We start from the raw sequence: 17,504 nt of genomic DNA, 5'->3' as shown, positions 1-17,504 counted from the left end.
TTGGTCTGGGCGCGGCCCTCCCCCATGACACTACTCCTTATTATCTACGCATTGATAGCGCACAGGGTGATTGAATTTTACGATATGTCCATCATCAACGGCGCGTTTCAACCATTCGCTAATCTGCGATTTATGCAGCGCTGTCATTGCAACAAGTTCGTCTAAGGTCACCGGCTTTACGGTCAAACTGCATAACTCGTCAAGAAACATCTGATAAAAGTCCAGGGGAGTATGGGCGGACTCACCCGCCTTCATCGCGATAACGGCCCCATTACCTGCCGGCGGCGAACAGGTATTCGAATCGGGTCCGGAATGCCGTAAATCGCTTTCAAGGTTTTCAAAGGTTGAACCCAGCAAAAAGATCATTCGTGGGAAAGTGATTTGCCCCGTTTTTGGCGTAACCAGCGCATAAAACCTTTTTTGACCGGCGCGGAAGGCTTTTGTTGAATAATCGCCGCCCTTTTTTGCGCGCGGAAATGAGCCAATCTCACCATGACATCACGTAATTCGCCATGCTCCTCCAGCCAGGGCTCGAGATCCTTATACTGAATCCGGTATACCACGCAGTCGGTCATGGCTGTGAATCGCGACAGGGCGGCGCTGCCATCGACAATGCCGGTCTCCCCCATCACATCGCCCGGCCCCATGCGGCCTACCTCCAGTTCATTCTCCTGGGGCCCTGTGGATACCGACACCGATACCACCCCGGATTCGATGATAAGCAGTTTGTCCGGCACCACGTCCTGCTCCATGATCACCTCACCGGCGCTGAACAGCGTCAGCCGCATTTTTTCCCCGAGTTCGGCCCGGTCGTCCTCGCTGAGCATCCGCAATGCGCTGGCGCTATTAAGCACCCGCGACTGTCGCGTCAAGGGCCTGTCCGGACGATCGCGATTCAGGTTTTCGATGACCGACAGCTGGCGATAAATCAGGTCGTATAGTTGATTACGCACCGCATCGAGACGATCTCGGGATTTGACGTAGCCGGTCACTTCATATTCCACATAACGCACATAGGCTTTTTTCACCAACGCCCCGGCCTGGGGCTGCAGCAGTAATTCCCGGCAGCCTTGCAGCGCTTTCTCCAGCGCGTCCAGCGCCAGGCTGGGTCGCAATCGCACGGGCAGCTCGACGCTGAGCGTAACGGAATGAAAATGATCGGGACGACTGTAATTGACGATACGTGTTTTGGCCGCCATGGCATTGGGAATGACCGCCATACTGCCTTCCGAGGTCAATAAATGGGTTGAGCGCCAATCTATTTCAATCACCTTTCCGTCTATATCGTCCACCCGTATCCAATCATCGACGCGAAACGGCTTGGTGGCGTTGAGCACAATGCCGGAAAACACGTCGCTCAGGGTGCTTTGCACCGCCAGACCAAGGATAATCGCCACGGCGCCGGAGGTCGCCAGCAGGCCTTTCAGCGGTAAATCGAGCACATAGGTTGATGCCGCCACGGCGGCCACCAGGAAAATAAACGCCCCCAGCACGTCTTGCAGAAGATGCCCTTTGCCGCCGATGCGGGGCGCCAGTATCAGTATCAGCAGCACGGTCAGCGTCCGGGCGCCCATCAGCCACCAGGCAATGGCCAAAATAATCACCAATGCATGATGGGGGGAGGGTATTTCCGCCGGAATCGGGGACAAGGGGCTCAATCCGGCGTTCATTAACGCCAGGCTGAAGAGGAAATACAGGCCCAGACGAATCAACACCTTCCAGCGAAACCATGTCATCTCAACCCATTGCCAAAGCGTCAAATCCACAGCCAACAGCAACAGGGCGCAAATAAGCGGAAAAGAGAATCCCAAGAGACTCATTAACACTCTCCATCATCATCGGCAGCAGGATCCCAACAATACCTGATTTTGCTTTGAAGCGGTAATGCCGGCCTGCCGACAGCATCTTAAATGCGTGACATAACACTTTTGTAATGCAAAGACATTCTTTGCAATTTTATATGAGACATTGCCCATAAAATCCAACCTATCATACTTGAATGGTAGTCTTACATGTTCTAGTTTGCTCTCATAAATAATGACTATACAAAGGACAACGAGAGATGAAAATTGTAGCCGCCGTGCTGCCTGAGTTCTGGGTACCGGCTTTAGGCACGCAGGAGCAATCAAAATGAAGATAAAGCATCTGAGGTGGTGGATGATTGGCCTGGTTTCGCTGGGCACTATTATCAACGCCCTGGCAAGAAGCTCATTAAGCGTTGCCGCGCCGACCTTATTTAGAGAAATACATATTTCTGAACAGCAATATTCCTGGATCCTGAGTTCATTTCAACTGGCCTATACCGTCGCGCAGCCCATATGCGGTTATATCATTGACATCATCGGCCTGAAACTCGGCTTTTTCATCATGATCGTCATCTGGTCGCTGACCAATATGGCCCATGCGGGATGCACCTCTTGGGGCGGGCTGGCTTTCCTGCGCGGCATCATGGGATTAAGCGAAGCCTCCGCCATTCCGTCGGGGGTGAAATGTAATTCCGAATGGTTCCCGGCCACGGAAAGAGGCATCGCCGGCGGTATTGCCAATATCGGTACTTCAATCGGCGCCATGCTGGCGCCGCCGCTGGTGGTCTGGGCGCTTTTGAAATACAACTGGCAGATGTCCTTTGTCATCACTGGCGCCATAGGATTGGTTTTTGCCGTGATGTGGTGGTTCTTATACGACTCGCCGCAAAAACACCCGATGGTTACCAAAGAGGAAGCGGATTATATCAGCGAGGGTCAAGAGCGGCATCTGATGGCCGACGGGAAAAAACCGGCGGTGATGTCCTTTTTCAAAATGCGCAATTTCTGGGGCATCGCCCTGCCGCGCTTTCTGGCCGATCCCACCTGGGGCACTATTAATTTCTGGCTACCGATATATCTGATAACGGTACGGCACATGGAGTTAAAAGACATTGCCCTGTACGCCTGGCTGCCGTTTCTCGCCGCCGATTTCGGCGGACTGGCCGGCGGCTTCCTGAATAAAATCATGATGCGGGTTTGGGGGGTAAACACCATCAACGCCCGTCGGCTGACCTTTTCCCTCGGCGCGTTGATGATGCTGCCGCTGTCCTTTGTCGGTTTTGTCAATAGCGCGTATGTTGCCATCGGATTGGTTTCCATCTGCGCGTTCGCCCATCAAATGTTGTCCACCCAATGTATCGTTATGGCCACCGACCTGTTTAAACGCGACGAAGTCTCCACCGTCAGCGGCTTCGCCGGTTCCGCCGGCTGGACCGGTATCCTGATTTGTACATTGATCATGGGCGCGTTGGTAAAAACCATCGGCTATAACCCGTTCTTTATATTTCTAAGCGTACTGGACGTGGGCGGCGCGGTGATTCTATGGACCTTTGTCAAGACGCCGACATTCGATGATACAGCCCATGCCCAACCGCAAAGGGATGGCACCCCGGCACCGATAAATTAAGCCTTCTGGCGCCTTAAGCGCTTACCCGGGAGATTCACCGTATTGTGACGATGAATCTCCCGGGCTTATTGACTGCGGGCGAGTGGGCCAGCAGCCTGCAAGATACACCGTGCTTCGAAGGATGAACCTCTAAAAATCAATCCTCTACAGCAAACATTGCACTCTCTCGCCCTCTCGCCTTCAACCGCGGCAAACACGCTTTTCAACTCTGCGGACTGACAGGCTTGGTCGTTTTTTGATATTTTCTCAAGAATTACTGTGGCATTGTTTTCAGCCTAATTATTTTTACTAATATAAAGAGCGAACAATGAGTATCTTCGGATTAGGCAGTTGTAAACATGAAGCACTCTCTCCGGCGGAGCATGTAAAAAGCCGTGAAATCACCGCACTGACCAAGCAGTTTAAGGAAGTTTGCAATACACCCATTAACTGCTTCAATCCACCAAAACAATTTGAAAAAAATTTGACGGCTTTACGTGCCCAAGTGTCCAACAAGCTCACCACCGTTAAAAACAACAAAGCCACCCATAACAGCAAAAAGTCAGGGCAATTGAGCAAATTGTCTTCTGACATGGATCGGGTTATGAAGGAAAAAGGTTTTGCATCCAGGAAAGAGGATAAAGTCATCAAAAGTCCCGAGGAACGGAACGAAGACCTTGCCCTCGCCGCACAGCGAAAACGTGATAAGAATGATGGGATAGATATGGGCGGCATGGTGAAATAAGACCCGGCGAAAAGTTCGCCGAGCCCTGTTTATCAATCCCGGTTTTCCGGATAATTGGACGGGAAAAGCGCCCGGCGGCTCTCTTCGTCGCTGGCGGTTTTAAAGCTGTGATCTTTACCCAGCGCGCGGGCGCGACTCACCGCCGGACGGGCATCCACCCGGCTGAACCAGGCCTTCAGATGGGGAAATTTCGCCAGGGGATCGTCTTCGCCTTTGAATATCTTCGGAGCGCGATCGAGCCAACCCCAGGCTGATATATCAGCAATGGTAAAACCCTTTCCCACGATATATTCCCGTCCCGCCAGATGGTCATCCAATACCCGGTAATGACGCTCCACTTCCCGGCGATAGCGATTGACGGCATAAGGAATGTTTTCCGGCGCGCCGTACTGGAAATGCACCGCCTGCCCGGAAAATGGCCCTACCCCGCTGGCAATGAACAGCAGCCAGGACAGCAGTTCCGGCCTGCCCTCCGGCTCGCCGAGGAACTGGCCGGTTTTTTCCGCCAGATAAAGCAGGATGGCCGTGGAATCAAACACCCTGACCTCTTTACCCCCCGTTCCCTCGCTATCAATAATCGCCGGCACCTTGCCGTTCGGATTGATGGCCCGAAACGCGGGCAGATGTTGTTCCCCCTTGGCGGTATCTACTGGAAAAGGCTCGTAAGGCAGCTGTGCCTCTTCCAGGAACAGCGCGATTTTGGCGGGATTGGGCGCCAGGTTAAAATAAAATCTGATCATGACGTTTCCCTTTTGAATTCAGTGCTAATTTACACTAAGCCAAGCGCCCTTGCCGCAACGGCATAGCGGGCTTTGCATTGTAATGCGATCGGCTCAAATTACCGTGAAACGCCGGGCAGCGCAACGGGCACGCCGGCATTCCGCATGAGAATTTCAATATTAACTTTTTATTAATATCCATAGAAAAAAAATAAAGACCGTTGTTAGTGAATTATATTTTTTTGTAAATCACCTCAGTTATATTTATTAGGATTAAAATTTTTTATCGTTCTCTATTATTATTTTATTAGACTTTTTTTAATTCACTGGTAATATTCACAGTGCCAAGGCGATATTTATATTAAATTTTCATTTGCTAATAATACCACTCGTGTATTTGATGGGCGTTTCTTTCGCTGTATCTATCGCGGAAGTAAGAATAGCTGACTTAAATCGCCGCCCACGATGCGCAATTCGAAAAATTCTGGACATATAAGGAATAAATTACCATGGCTAAAAAGGTCGTTCATGCAGTAAATCATAAGACTCAAGAGGACTTTGCGGACCGGCGTTATATTATCGGTTACGTTCCAAACGGCGGCAGGGATAACCCCTCGCCCGCCATTTATCTCGGCGGCCGCTGGCTTGCCGCCTGTGGCTTTCTTACCGGTCAGCATGTGACGGTGTCGGCGGAGCCGGGGCGATTGGTTATAGAACCTGCGCCGTCGGCCTGAGGGCATGACCCTCTTCAGGTCAGGTTGCTTGAATGGGTGCAAAAACATACCATCGGAGGCATAGACAAAGTGAGCTATGCCGGTCAAGCGTTCAAGGGATAAGGTCTTATTAAGGATAAATATTCATGAATACAGGGAAATATTAGCCGGGATGAGAAATCAACGCTAGCGTAGACTCATTGCAAAGAACTTGGTAAAGCCATTTCACTTACATAATGGGAGTTATCATGCAACATCGTGCATTGATTGTGGGCATCAGCGGCGTTATCGGCAGCGCGCTGGCGACAACGCTGCTTAAGGACGGCTGGCAGGTTTACGGCATCTCCCGCGGACGCACCCCCATTCCAGAGGGATGCACTTCCCTCATTGCCGATCTTACTTCTGAACAGTCGGTGCGATCGGCGTTGCAAGGCCTGCGGGTGGATCGGGTATTTTTTACCGCCTGGGCGCGGCAGGTTAATGAAAAAGAGAATATCCGGGTCAACGGCGCCATGGTGCGCAACGTCCTGCATATCTTAGGCGGAACATTGACCAATGGCCACGCCGCTCTGGTGACCGGATTAAAACACTATTTAGGTCCATTCGACGCCTATGGCACCGGCGCGGTTCCCCCGACGCCGTTTCGCGAGGAGCAGGGGCGGCAGCCGGTGGATAACTTTTATTATGCCCAGGAAGATGAACTGTTCGCCGCGGCCAAACAGTACGATTTTTCCTGGAGCGTGCACCGCCCCCATACCATTATCGGCTATGCCATCGGCAATGCCATGAACATGGGGGTGACGCTGGCGGTTTATGCGACTTTATGCAAGCATACCGGCCGACCCTTTGTGTTCCCGGGTTCGACCATGCAATGGCACGGGCTGACGGATATGACCGATACCCGACTGCTGGCCCGGCATCTTGAATGGGCCGCCACCCAGCCCGGTGGACAAAATGAAGATTTTAACGTGGTTAACGGCGATGTGTTCCGTTGGCAATGGATGTGGTCACAGCTGGCGGAATATTTCGGTATCGAGGCGGCGCCGTTTCCCGGCGCCCTTCAACCGCTGGAACACCGAATGCAGGATGCGGCGGTACAGTGGAAGGCGATTGCCGCACGATATTCGTTGCGGGAAACCGACATCGATAAACTGGCCTCATGGTGGCACACCGACGCCGATCTCGGCCGGCCGATGGAAGTCATGACCAATATGAGCAAAAGCAGAAAAGCCGGTTTTATGGATTATCAGGACACCCGCGATGCGTTTTTCGATCTGTTCGAACAATTGAAGGCACAGCGCATTATTCCGGCCTGACGCTAAACGGCGGAGCGCTCTTTGCCGGGGGACGCCCACCGCCATATCCCTTGCTATAGAAGAGCGCAGATCGTTGTTATCCCCATGATCGGGATTCATGACACAGAATCGATCAAGATTCATGACACAATGTCATTTTTAAAATGACATTAGCGCTGTCGACAAACCCATCGCCGACCAGCAGACTGTGGGCTTTGTTTACATCGCACCGTCAGTCATGAAATCTTAACGCACACTCTTATGATTAACTTCCTCTGACGGCATGTTTACCCACATCCTTACGGATGAACGCTTATATCCATAAAATGGAGGTTTTATGACCACTGAATCAACCGCGCTAATCATCGGCGCCAGCCGCGGGCTGGGATATGGTTTGGTACAGCGTTTTCTTGAACGGGGCTGGTTTGTCATCGCCACCGAACGCCGGGGTTCCACGCGGCCCGATCTGCGCCAACTGGCAGCGAGTCAGCCGCGATTGACCGTCGAGACCGTGGATATCGATAGGGAAGAGGAGCTGCTCGCCCTGGCCGCAAAACTTTCCGGCCGTCAGATCCATCTGCTGATGGTGAATGCCGGCACCGCCGGGGATGCCGCGTTACCGTTCGGCGACCAGCTGCTGGCGGTGATGCGTACCAACGTTATCGGCGCCATGACCGCCACCCGTCTCTTATCGCCCCTGGTGCGGGCCGGCGGAGCGGTCGCGGTGATGTCATCCGAATTGGCCAGTATTTCCGGCAATAACGACGGCGGCTGGGAGCCTTATCGCTCAAGCAAATCCGCCCTGAATCAATCACTGCGCAGCTTCGCGGCGGAAAAACGGGATGCGCCCTGGTCGCTGACGGCGGTGGCGCCCGGCTGGGTCAGAACGGATATGGGGGGACCGGATGCGGTCCTGGATGTTGAAACCAGCACCAATGGGGTCGCCGATATGCTTTTGGGCCGCCTGGCTAAACGAGGCATCGCTTTCCTGAACTATCGGGGCGAGACCCTGGGCTGGTAGCAATACTGTTAGAGGCCCCTTTCCCCTGAGCTTCACCATCGCTATATCTTTGACCGATAATTACAACACGTGCTTTTTATCTGAACTGAGACTTATAAGGCATGGATGATCATATCGCGGTCGTCCATCCCGGGGAAAAAAGAATGTCGGAACATCACGCTACCTATCGGCTGGGAAACGCCGTCATCACCCGCATCGTGGAAACGCAATTTCCGCTGGCATTCAGTACCCTTTATCCCGCCGCGGTGGAGGATATAGATGAGGCCATAGCGCGCCGGATTCTGCCGGTGGATTTTACCGCGGCACAGGAGATAGTGCTTAGCGTTCATTCATGGCTGATTGAAATCGACGGTCTGAAAATCCTTATCGACACCGGCATCGGCAACCATAAGTCCCGGCCTTTCAGCACACTGTTCCATCAGCTGGAAAATCCATTCCTGCAACGGCTGGCGGCGGCGGGCGCCACGCCGGATCAGATTGATTATGTCTTGCTGACCCATCTGCACACCGATCATGTCGGCTGGAATACCCGCTTGGTGGACGGCGCATGGCAACCCACGTTTCCCAGGGCCAAGTATGTCTTGCCCAGGACAGAGCTGGAGTATTTTTTTACCCCGGCCGGGGAAAAACGCCGCATGCTGTTTGACGACAGCATCTTGCCGGTTATCTGTACCAATCAGGCCGTTGTCATGGACGCGGACGGCGGTGAGATATTGCCGGGTATCGCTTTTCATCCCGCTCCGGGCCACAGCGCGGGGCATATGGTTATTTCCATGCGCTCCGGCGGCCGTGAAGCCATGTTTTCCGGCGATGCCATGCACAGCCCGCTACAGGTTGCCCGTCCGGAGTGGGGATCAACCTACTGCCTGGACCCGCGGACGGCCATGGCATCAAGATTGGCTTTATTGGAACAGGCGGCGGAAAGCGGCGCGCTTATTCTGCCTGCGCATTTTCCCGGCGCATCCGCCGGGTATGTGACGCGGGAAGGGGAAGATTATGCCTGGCGCTATTGCTGAACGCCGGCAAAAGACGAACCAACGGTTATACCTGTTGAGACCGGCCTGGCGATGATGGGCTGCGATATCATCGCCTGTTCCGCCGCCCTGGAGGGCGGCTTAAGCAATGCGCACGGCAACAGCCGTTATCCCTCAGGGCTCAAGGCAAAATGATGCTGCTTCCCACCAAGATAAAACCCTCATTCACCGTTTCATCAATGTCCAAAACAACCAGCATATGGTTGATGGCATTCCAGGCAACATAATAACCGCTCCTGGCCGTGCCATCCTCTGCCGTCGGCCCGGGAGTATCCATCAAGGTTTGTGTGGCCCCTGTCCCGCAATAAACCCGCAGCAGTTGACCCGGTACCGGCAGGCCGGTGTTAAGATCGGTTAAGGTAAAAAACACCGGCGTAACGCCGTCCGGCCGCTCGACCTCTACCTGGGCGGTCAAACGGTACCTCGGCAGGACGGCTGTGTAGGTCACAAAGGTGTGATTGTCGGCATTGGGATACCCTCGCACCTGCGCGTTTACCAGCACCATTCCGGCGGACGGATTGAATATTGTCAGCAGGAATATCCCCTCCTGATTGGTCGTGCCGAAATCCTGGGATAGCGTTGCCTGTCCGGTAGCGCTGAAATCCACTATGGCGTTTTGGATGGGCTCATTCGTTCTGACGTTAAAAACACGGTAAAACAGTTGATTGCCGGAGGGACTGTTAGCGGATGCATTATTGACCCAGACTTCAACGCTGATATCGATTTCGTCGGCAAGGAAGGCGGCAGTCAAAAACGCAACGTTATTACCGAAGCGACAGATAATAACGGTCTGTTCGGCAACGGTATCGGTAAAACATACCGTCGCTTCGCCCCGTTCATTGGTTTGCAGGGATAGGCATCGATCTCCGCTGGTAAATCGTGCGTTCTTAGTCACCTCAAAATCAAGACATTGTCCACAGACCGGCATACCGCGGCAATATAGCCGTGCCGTCGCGCTATTGGTTGCCTCGCCGTCTGCCCGTACGTTCGAAGTAGCCGCCATGGTTAGCCCATAAAGCCCGTCCTGGCTGTTTGATAACGAATATTCTTCTGACATATTTGACTCCGGTCACTAGCCGTTGCATCGGCAGTCTGCTCAGCGAGCTGAAGAGACTGCCGGGTTGAGAAACGCCTTGGCGCGGATTAGGTAAAACTCAGGTCAACGTTGCTGTCTGTCGTCGGTTCCGACGTGATTCTGGCTGTCAGGGTGACCGGCTGAGCAACATTATTGTAGATTTCAACCGCAATAGTGCCGTCCAGATCTGTGGGGCCTGAAGAGGGTAAGACCCGCGCACTGCCGGTAACGGAGAAACTCATTGCGATACCGGGCTGAGGTACGAATCCGTCCAATGTGTAAACCGTGAAGCGCACCTGGTTTGGAATGACTCCGCCTGCCGGCGCGTTATCTGTTATCACCTCATTCGCAATGAAATAAAGCCGCACAGGCTCGGTGAACGTTACAATAACATGCACGGGCTGTAGGCTGGGTTGGGACTCAACAACAGCGGTAATCTCCACTTCCCCGGCGAAGGGGCTGATGATATCAACCATCAATTGACCATCGGCGTTAGTGGCACTTAAGGCCTGAATCGTCGCCGTAGGGGGATTCGCGGTAAAACTCATTCTTTCATTAGCCGCCGCCGCGCTATCCCGGGTAAGGGTGAAGACAATCGTGTTGGAGATCCCGCCGCCGGCCGATTGGTAATTCCTGATCGTATTGGAGGTAAGGGAATACACCGCCACCGGCGTAAAGTTCAGAAAGGTATTATTTGTGGCTTCGGGGGCACTGGGTACCTGGGCGCTCACCAACACCTGGCCGGGGGAGCCGCTGGTGACATACAGATCATAAATACCGTTGGCATCGGTGACCCAGGGGCCTGCCGGTGGTATCAGCATCGCCCCCCCGCTGACGCTGATGGCCAGCGCTGTTCCGGGTACGGGGGCGCCCCCGTTTGAATGATAAACGCGATAGCGCATGCCGTTGCGAGACATGCCGTCGGCCTGTGCGTTATTTTGCAATACCGCCCCTGATATACCGATATCAGCCAGGGGGCTATTATCGAAACTGACGCTTTCCCAAGATTGTGTTTGATTAAAATTGCACGTGATGAGCACTGTTTCCGGCCGGGTATCGGTAAAAAATACCGTCGCTTCCCCCTGCCCGTCCGTGGTAGCGGAAAATTGCTGGGTGCCGTCGGTAAACAGGGCGTCGCCGGATAAGGTGAATGAGAGGAGTTGCCCGCATAACGGGCGGCCTTGATAACATAACCGCGCGGTTGCGCTGTTGGTATCGCAACCGTCGGCTATCGCATTTGTGGTAGCCGTCAATGTCAGGTCATGGCATGCATCCTGAAGAATTGACGGCAAAGTATCATCTGACATAGTTGCCTCCGGCCGTTGGGCTTCATGTAGGCAGCCTGTTAAATACGCTGAAAAGATTGCCCACATCAGGGTAAAAATACGTAAAACTTAGGTGAAGGTCACGTCCACATTGCTCTCTGCCAGCGGTTCAAACTCGACTCTCGCTGTAACCGTGACCGTCCCGACGAAATTACGGAAAATATCAAGAGTGAATGTGCCGTCCATCAATGTGGTTCCCGTTGTGGGTGAGGGCCGTCCTTCACCGCTAGCGAAAAACCTCAACCGGACGCCTGCTTGAGGCGAACCATCGGCGAGAGATAGAACCGTGTAACGCACTTGATTTGGGATACCTCCGGCCGGCGAGCGATCTCTGATCACTTGATGGACAATGGAATAGCGCCGCATAACTTCGGTGAAGTTCAGCGTGACCTGGACGGGCAGCAGGCTGGGTATTGAAGGGACGGAGGCGGTTATCACCACAGGTCCGGGAGTAATGCTGGCTATCGTTATGGAATTGTTTCCGGCAGCGTTTGTATTGGGATTGAAGACAAAAATTCGCGATGACGCGGGATTTGCCATGAAATTCAGCACCCTATTGGCAACACCCACGCCGTTCAGGCTCAAGTTATAAGTGATAGCATTTCTCTCAGCGTCGTCGGCCGGTGCGTTATTTCGGGTCACTCTGTATGACAAAACATATTCCGGGACCTGTATTGGAACGAAGTTCAGAAAAGTATTATTCTCGGCCCCAGGAGCGCTGGGTATTCTGGCGCTCACCAACACCTGACCGGCAGCGCCATTGGTGACATACAGGTCATAGAGCCCGTTGTCATCGGTGAACCAGGGTCCGACAGGAGGAATTAGCATCGCCTCTCCGGAAACGCTTAAAGCCAGCGCTGCTCCGGGTACGGGAGCGCCCCCGACCACTTGAAAAACGCGATAACGCATGCCGTTGCGAGACATGCCGTCGGCCTGTGCGTTATTTTGCAACACCGCCCCTGATATACCGATATCAGCCAGGGGGTTGCTCTCAAAACTGGCGCTTTCCCAGCACTGTGTTTGATTAAAATTGCAGGTGATGAGCACTGTTTCCGGCCGGGTATCGGTAAAAAATACCGTCGCTTCCCCCTGCCCGTCCGTGATAGCGGAAAATTGCTGGGTGCCGCCGGTAAACAGGGCGTCGCCGGTTAAGGTGAAAGAAATAACGCATCCCTGTAATGCCTGGCCGTGAAGGCTCAATTGTGCAATCGCGCTATTGGTATCACAACCGTCGGCTTGAGCGGTTGACGTCGCGGCCACCTCCAGACGGTGATCTGCGCAATTTTCCTCTGGTGGAATAATAACATTGGTCATAGATTACCTCAGACTGAAGGTCAGCAACTGTTCCTCATTCCAACAAAAAACAGTTGGATCTCATATATTTTTAATTATCAAGCGAGTAATAAGCGTTCAGCTATTGAAAACTACATTATTTTATTTCAAACAAGAAATTACGTTTAAACCGCCATTAGCTTTTTTAATTAAGTAGAGAGTCCTCAGCAGCGTTTATTAACACTGCTTTAATGTAAGTGGATAAAATATTGTTTATACATCACCCTCTCTTAGGCTAAACCGGAACAAACGTTATGTCGGTATTGATATCAACAGAAGGGTCAGATATTAAGTAGCATGTGACCCTCACCATCTCAGGTGTGGTATTAGTGATGCTTAACAAATATTCACCATTATTATCTGTAACACCCGTGCTCGGTAACATAGCATTCCCGCTGGCCCTGAATCCCAATGCAGTATTCCTTACCGGCTGCAATTGACTATTCAATAATTGATAACGCAATTGAACGGGCGTTGTGCCATTGGCTGGAACGAAGTCATTTATCACCGTTACAGTTAATATGTCATTTGACCTGAAGTTAACCTGATCATCCCGATAAACATTCGGCTGAGCTGCGATGTATGCGCGTACGGAAACCGTGCCAGGCACAAAGGCATAGAGATAAAGAGGAAGCATGCCTTGTGAATCGGTACGACTAGACAGCCCTGGCAACAAAGTTGCCATGCCTGCGAGCAAAGTAAAATTGATCAGCTCATCGGGTACGGGTTGCCCGGCGGAATTCGTCACCGTATAAATGATGATATTTGGCAGGCTACCGTCAGCATAAACATTATTTTGGTCAACCCTTGAATTCAGAATAAGCACCGGAGAAGCGGCATTTTCAAAGGTAGAATATTTTCTCGCGAGAATATCTTCGCCATTGAGCGGAGTATAAATACTATAGACTGACACTGTTTCAGCGACATTGTTGGTAAAATAGATCGTTGCAACACCCAGGCTATTGGTGCTGACAGAATCAGTTTGCGCGTTATTGCTGCTAAACCTTGCGCTACCGGAAAGCTCAAAGGTAATAAGCCTGTTGGCCAGGTATATGCTGCCCGTTTTTAGCGTAGCCTTGGCGGTATTAGTGGCAATGCCATTAGCTACAGCACCCGATGTCACCTCCAATGTCAGGCTGTAATCTGCCAATGGCTCCTCGTCGGATAACGGTTCCTCGCCGGAAAAATATTTCTCTTGCATATTATGCCCCTGGCTGATGACGAAACATTTTTACTTATTTGATTGCGCACCGCGCATTAACATTCTGTGATTAAATTTCCGCGTCGACATATCTTTCAGGCTCTGATAATGTATTGCTAATGCCGACAGGTTGTGAAACAAATACAGTATTCAAAATGACTTCCGAACCACTGGCTTGGGGTAAAGAAAGTATCACTCTGACCTGTTCGGCAACAGGGTCAATAATATTAATAGTGGCGGATTGATCGCTGTTGAGCAAAATATCCGCAGTCTGGGTATACCCTACTATGGTTGCGTTGCCATTGACCTGTGCCCGTACATGGGTAATAATATTCCCTCGATTGGAAATAATATCGGTCAGCAAATAAATTGAATTGTATGTTAAGTCATTTGCCGGTGCGCCGGTGGTATAATTGATCCTTAATATTTTATCTTCGCCGTTCCTGAAAGGACCGAACACAGTTGTTTGCGTGGAGTTCATGCCGCTGGTCATATCACTGGCGAGAACAAAATTAGCACTTTGTTCATTTGACCAGAGACGGAAAAAGCCTTGGCCGGTGGAGTCAAGATTGAGCTCAAAGAATCTTTCATCCGTTTCATAAAAATAAGCTTGGCCAATTATATCTAATCTGATCCTGGCACCCGGATTACCGTATACCACCCCCCGGTTAAACGGATTCACCCTGATGGCATCAAAGTCGAAATTGGCGGCTCCGGTGGAAATTATCATGGACAATGAGATAGCTACAAACACTTCCAGGGGCTCTGAACTGCCGGGATTACCTAAACGATCCGTTATAGTATAACTAATTATATTTATTCCTCGCCGTACTAGCTGCAGCGGAACGAAGCCTACAATAGGAAAATCAGCATATGGATTACTAATGGTATAATGACCAATAAATATTCCATCCCAATATATCTCTATGACATCATCCACGGCCGAATTTTCATTACGTAATATCTGATATATTATGCCGCCAGCGGACTGGATGGTGGCCGTCGGTATTTGCCCATTCATTACTTGAGGCAAAAAAGGGGGTGCAAGTGCCATCTCCACTCCTTAATGGATGCGCGGTTGGGTGCATCAAATTATTGTAGGGTCTACATGAAGTTTTGATATTTATATTAGAGAAAGCGCATTGCTTTGCAATGGTATTTTTTGACAACCAAAATGCTAAAAAAAACGGAACAAGATACCTGAAATTCCGTCATGTACAGAGGGCGGTGGTAGTCCCGATGGTGCCGACATCCCGAATGGTATCCTACTTGATATGCGCACGAAAATGACTGGGAGCCATGCCGACAACCCGCTTGAACGCGCGGCTGAAGGAGGCTTCGGAATCGTAACCCAACCGACGGGCCACCTCCGAGATACGCGCGGCATCACGACTAATCCATTGACGCGCCAAATGCATCCGCACCTGCGCCACATAGCGGGCCGGCGTCTCCCCCACTATAGCGGAAAACTTACTGGCGAAGCTGGAGCGCGACGCCCCCATGACCTCCGCCAGTTCCCATAGCGGCCAGTCTCGATGGGGGCTGGCATGGATGGCCGCCAGTACCCGGCCGATTTCAGGATTACGCACCGCGGCTATCCAGCCGGTGGCATCACCGCTGCCGTGTTCCACCCAGGCACGGATAATCTGGGCGGCCAGCACATCCGCCAGGCGCGCGATAATCCCGCAAGCGCCGACCCGGTTCATCTCCACTTCACATCCCATGGCTTCCAGCAGGTGCAAGATGGTGGGTTCGCATTTCATCAGCTCATCGGCACGCATGACATCCGGCATCATCCGCAATAGCGGATGAAGGCTGTCGAGATTAAAGCGCATGGAGCCGGAAAACAGCAGGCAGTTTTCGCCTTTGACGCCGGAATGGTAATCAAAAATATTGCCGCTCAACGCTTTGCACTGCCAACGCGGGAACTGGTGCGGTATTGCTCCCGGCTCACTTGCCAGGGCATGGGCGCTGCCCCGGGGCAACAGCACTGCATCACCGGCCCCCAGTTCAACCCATTGGCCGGCAGGGTTCAGCAACCAACAACCCCGCTCCGCCACAAAATGAAATAATGCGTCCTGCCGGGCGGGAAAAGCGAATGCCCACGGCGCGGCCAATGTACAGCGACCATATTCCACTCCGTCCAGCCTGAGTCCTTTCAGCATATCCGTCAGGGGATCATTGGGGGTCGGTGAGGTCGGCGGGGTGGATTTGGACGAATTGTCATGCATTTCGGTTTTCCTAGCATGGAAGTTCCAACACATCGACTGTAACATTCGTTTAACTGCTTTGGAAAGCGATCTGCGTACAAATTTTGGAGAATCCATGACAGAAAAAAGCTGTATCGGCGATGACGCCCTGGCCTGCCCCGCGTCCCGTACCGATGATGAACGAAGCGCCGCCTGGTATGCGGTACTTTCGCTGTCGGTGGGTGTATTCGCGCTGGTGACGGCGGAATTCCTGCCAGCCAGTCTGTTGACTCCCATCGCCGCCGATCTCGGCATCTCGGATGGCGCCGCCGGTCAGGCAGTGACGGCGACGGCCCTGGTGGCGGCGGTAGCGGGACCGGCGGTGGTGCTTGGCACCGGCCGCATTGATCGGCGCAATGTGGTGTGGGGACTGACGCTGATGTTGGTGTTATCAAACCTGCTGGCGGCGGCGGCCTCGAACATCTGGGTGCTGATTGCGGCACGAGTGGTGCTGGGCATCGCCCTGGGCGGAGTCTGGTCCCTGGCGGCGGCCCTGGTGCTGCGGCTGGTTCCCGCCCGGTTATTGGCGCGGGCCATGATGATCATTTTCACCGGCGTCTCGGCGGCGACGGTATGCGCCCCGGCATTGGGCTCTTATTTCGGCGCGCTCTGGGGATGGCGAACCACGTTCCTGGCGGCCGCCGCCATCGGGGTCCTGGCGCTGCTTTTACAATTGCTGAGCCTGCCGCGCCTACGGCCGGAGGCGGGGACAGGATTAGGCACCTTCGGTGTCCTGCTGCGCCGCCCCGGCATCCGCATCGGTCTTATTACCGTCCTGTTTGTCATTTCCGGCCATTTTGCCGGTTTCACCTATATACGGCCTTTTCTCGAACAGGTTCCACGCCTTGACGTTCGAATGATTTCCTTGGTGTTGCTGGCGTTCGGCATCGGCGGCTTTTTCGGCAATATCGCCGGCGGGATGTTGGCCGGACGCAGCGCCAGATTGGCTGTCGCGCTGGGTTCGCTTCTGCTGTCGGCCATGGCGTTTTCCCTGCTGGCCGATGGCGCATCAATATACATCGCCTTTATCGCCACGGCGGGCTGGGGTTTTGCCTTTGGCGCGTTCCCGGTCAGTATCCAGACCTGGAATACCTTGACCGCGCCTGATCATGCCGAAACCGCCGGCGCCCTGCTGTTGACCACCTTCCAGGTAGCCATCGCCCTGGGCGCGGTGGTCGGAGGCGTACTGGTGGATAACTTCGGCGCGACGGGAGCCATTACCTATAGCGCGCTGGCGGTGCTGGCTGGCGGGCTGGCGATGCTGCTGGCCGGCCGCGGTCACGGACAACCGGCGGTCTGACGCCGACGGAGACATCATACTGACGCTGTTCAATCTTGCCATGTTTCCTTTACCCCGGCGCGACAAAACCAGCGCGGACCTCGG

Annotated in this window: 16 protein-coding genes; 7 read left to right on the top strand and 9 right to left on the bottom strand. The window is 53.0% G+C overall.

The features are described 5' to 3' along the window. Positions 1-30: 30 nt before the first annotated feature. Positions 31-357, bottom strand: a complete 327-nt coding sequence (locus HB631_RS18265) for a hypothetical protein (RefSeq protein WP_213992609.1) — start codon at positions 355-357, stop codon at positions 31-33. A gap of 5 nt (positions 358-362) precedes the next feature. After that, positions 363-1,820: a mechanosensitive ion channel family protein gene (locus HB631_RS18260; RefSeq protein WP_213992608.1), complete on the bottom strand. Its 1,458-nt coding sequence runs from the start codon at positions 1,818-1,820 to the stop codon at positions 363-365. 310 nt (positions 1,821-2,130) lie between these two features. Between HB631_RS18260 and HB631_RS18255 the strand changes: the two genes are divergently transcribed. Beyond that, positions 2,131-3,432 (top strand): MFS transporter, encoded by a 1,302-nt coding sequence (locus tag HB631_RS18255; RefSeq protein ID WP_213992607.1) that lies wholly within the window; start codon positions 2,131-2,133, stop codon positions 3,430-3,432. 307 nt (positions 3,433-3,739) lie between these two features. Continuing rightward, positions 3,740-4,156 carry a hypothetical protein gene (locus HB631_RS18250; protein WP_213992606.1) on the top strand — a complete coding sequence of 139 codons (417 nt, stop codon included), beginning with the start codon at positions 3,740-3,742 and terminating at the stop codon, positions 4,154-4,156. Positions 4,157-4,188: 32 nt separating this feature from the next. Here HB631_RS18250 and HB631_RS18245 read toward each other — a convergent pair whose 3' ends face one another. Beyond that, positions 4,189-4,896, bottom strand: a complete 708-nt coding sequence (locus HB631_RS18245) for a glutathione S-transferase C-terminal domain-containing protein (RefSeq protein WP_213992605.1) — start codon at positions 4,894-4,896, stop codon at positions 4,189-4,191. Positions 4,897-5,384: 488 nt separating this feature from the next. On the opposite strand from HB631_RS18245, the gene HB631_RS18240 reads away from it, so the two are divergent. The 4 genes from HB631_RS18240 (at position 5,385) to HB631_RS18225 (ending at position 8,920) form a co-directional block, all read left to right on the top strand. Further along, positions 5,385-5,609 (top strand): SymE family type I addiction module toxin, encoded by a 225-nt coding sequence (locus HB631_RS18240; RefSeq protein ID WP_213992604.1) that lies wholly within the window; start codon positions 5,385-5,387, stop codon positions 5,607-5,609. A 227-nt stretch (positions 5,610-5,836) separates the two neighbouring features. Continuing rightward, positions 5,837-6,904, top strand: coding sequence for an SDR family oxidoreductase (locus HB631_RS18235; protein WP_213992603.1), 1,068 nt, complete (start codon positions 5,837-5,839; stop codon positions 6,902-6,904). A gap of 316 nt (positions 6,905-7,220) precedes the next feature. Then, positions 7,221-7,904, top strand: a complete 684-nt coding sequence (locus tag HB631_RS18230; protein WP_213992602.1) for an SDR family NAD(P)-dependent oxidoreductase — start codon at positions 7,221-7,223, stop codon at positions 7,902-7,904. Between the two features lie 143 nt (positions 7,905-8,047). After that, positions 8,048-8,920 (top strand): MBL fold metallo-hydrolase, encoded by an 873-nt coding sequence (locus HB631_RS18225; RefSeq protein WP_213992601.1) that lies wholly within the window; start codon positions 8,048-8,050, stop codon positions 8,918-8,920. Positions 8,921-9,059: 139 nt separating this feature from the next. On the opposite strand, the gene HB631_RS18220 is transcribed toward HB631_RS18225, so the two are convergent. From HB631_RS18220 to HB631_RS18195, 6 genes are all read right to left on the bottom strand, one after another. Continuing rightward, positions 9,060-9,995 (bottom strand): Ig-like domain-containing protein, encoded by a 936-nt coding sequence (locus tag HB631_RS18220; protein ID WP_213992600.1) that lies wholly within the window; start codon positions 9,993-9,995, stop codon positions 9,060-9,062. Between the two features lie 86 nt (positions 9,996-10,081). Then, positions 10,082-11,320: an Ig-like domain-containing protein gene (locus HB631_RS18215; protein WP_213992599.1), complete on the bottom strand. Its 1,239-nt coding sequence runs from the start codon at positions 11,318-11,320 to the stop codon at positions 10,082-10,084. A gap of 87 nt (positions 11,321-11,407) precedes the next feature. Then, positions 11,408-12,652 carry an Ig-like domain-containing protein gene (locus HB631_RS18210; protein ID WP_213992598.1) on the bottom strand — a complete coding sequence of 415 codons (1,245 nt, stop codon included), beginning with the start codon at positions 12,650-12,652 and terminating at the stop codon, positions 11,408-11,410. Between the two features lie 253 nt (positions 12,653-12,905). Beyond that, positions 12,906-13,871 carry an Ig-like domain-containing protein gene (locus HB631_RS18205; RefSeq protein ID WP_213992597.1) on the bottom strand — a complete coding sequence of 322 codons (966 nt, stop codon included), beginning with the start codon at positions 13,869-13,871 and terminating at the stop codon, positions 12,906-12,908. Between the two features lie 70 nt (positions 13,872-13,941). After that, complete coding sequence (locus tag HB631_RS18200; RefSeq protein ID WP_213992596.1) at positions 13,942-14,925, bottom strand: hypothetical protein; 984 nt, start codon at positions 14,923-14,925, stop codon at positions 13,942-13,944. Between the two features lie 211 nt (positions 14,926-15,136). Next, a complete protein-coding gene (locus tag HB631_RS18195; RefSeq protein WP_213992595.1) occupies positions 15,137-16,102 on the bottom strand; it encodes an AraC family transcriptional regulator in 966 nt (321 codons plus the stop codon). A gap of 94 nt (positions 16,103-16,196) precedes the next feature. On the opposite strand from HB631_RS18195, the gene HB631_RS18190 reads away from it, so the two are divergent. Further along, positions 16,197-17,420, top strand: coding sequence for an MFS transporter (locus HB631_RS18190; protein ID WP_213992594.1), 1,224 nt, complete (start codon positions 16,197-16,199; stop codon positions 17,418-17,420). Positions 17,421-17,504 lie beyond the last annotated feature (84 nt).

It is taken from the genome of Sodalis sp. dw_96, assembly GCF_018449575.1.
In the GTDB taxonomy this organism is placed as follows: Bacteria; Pseudomonadota; Gammaproteobacteria; order Enterobacterales; family Enterobacteriaceae; genus Acerihabitans.
Note: the sequence above shows the minus strand (reverse complement) of the source record. Positions and strands in the feature narration are given on the sequence as shown.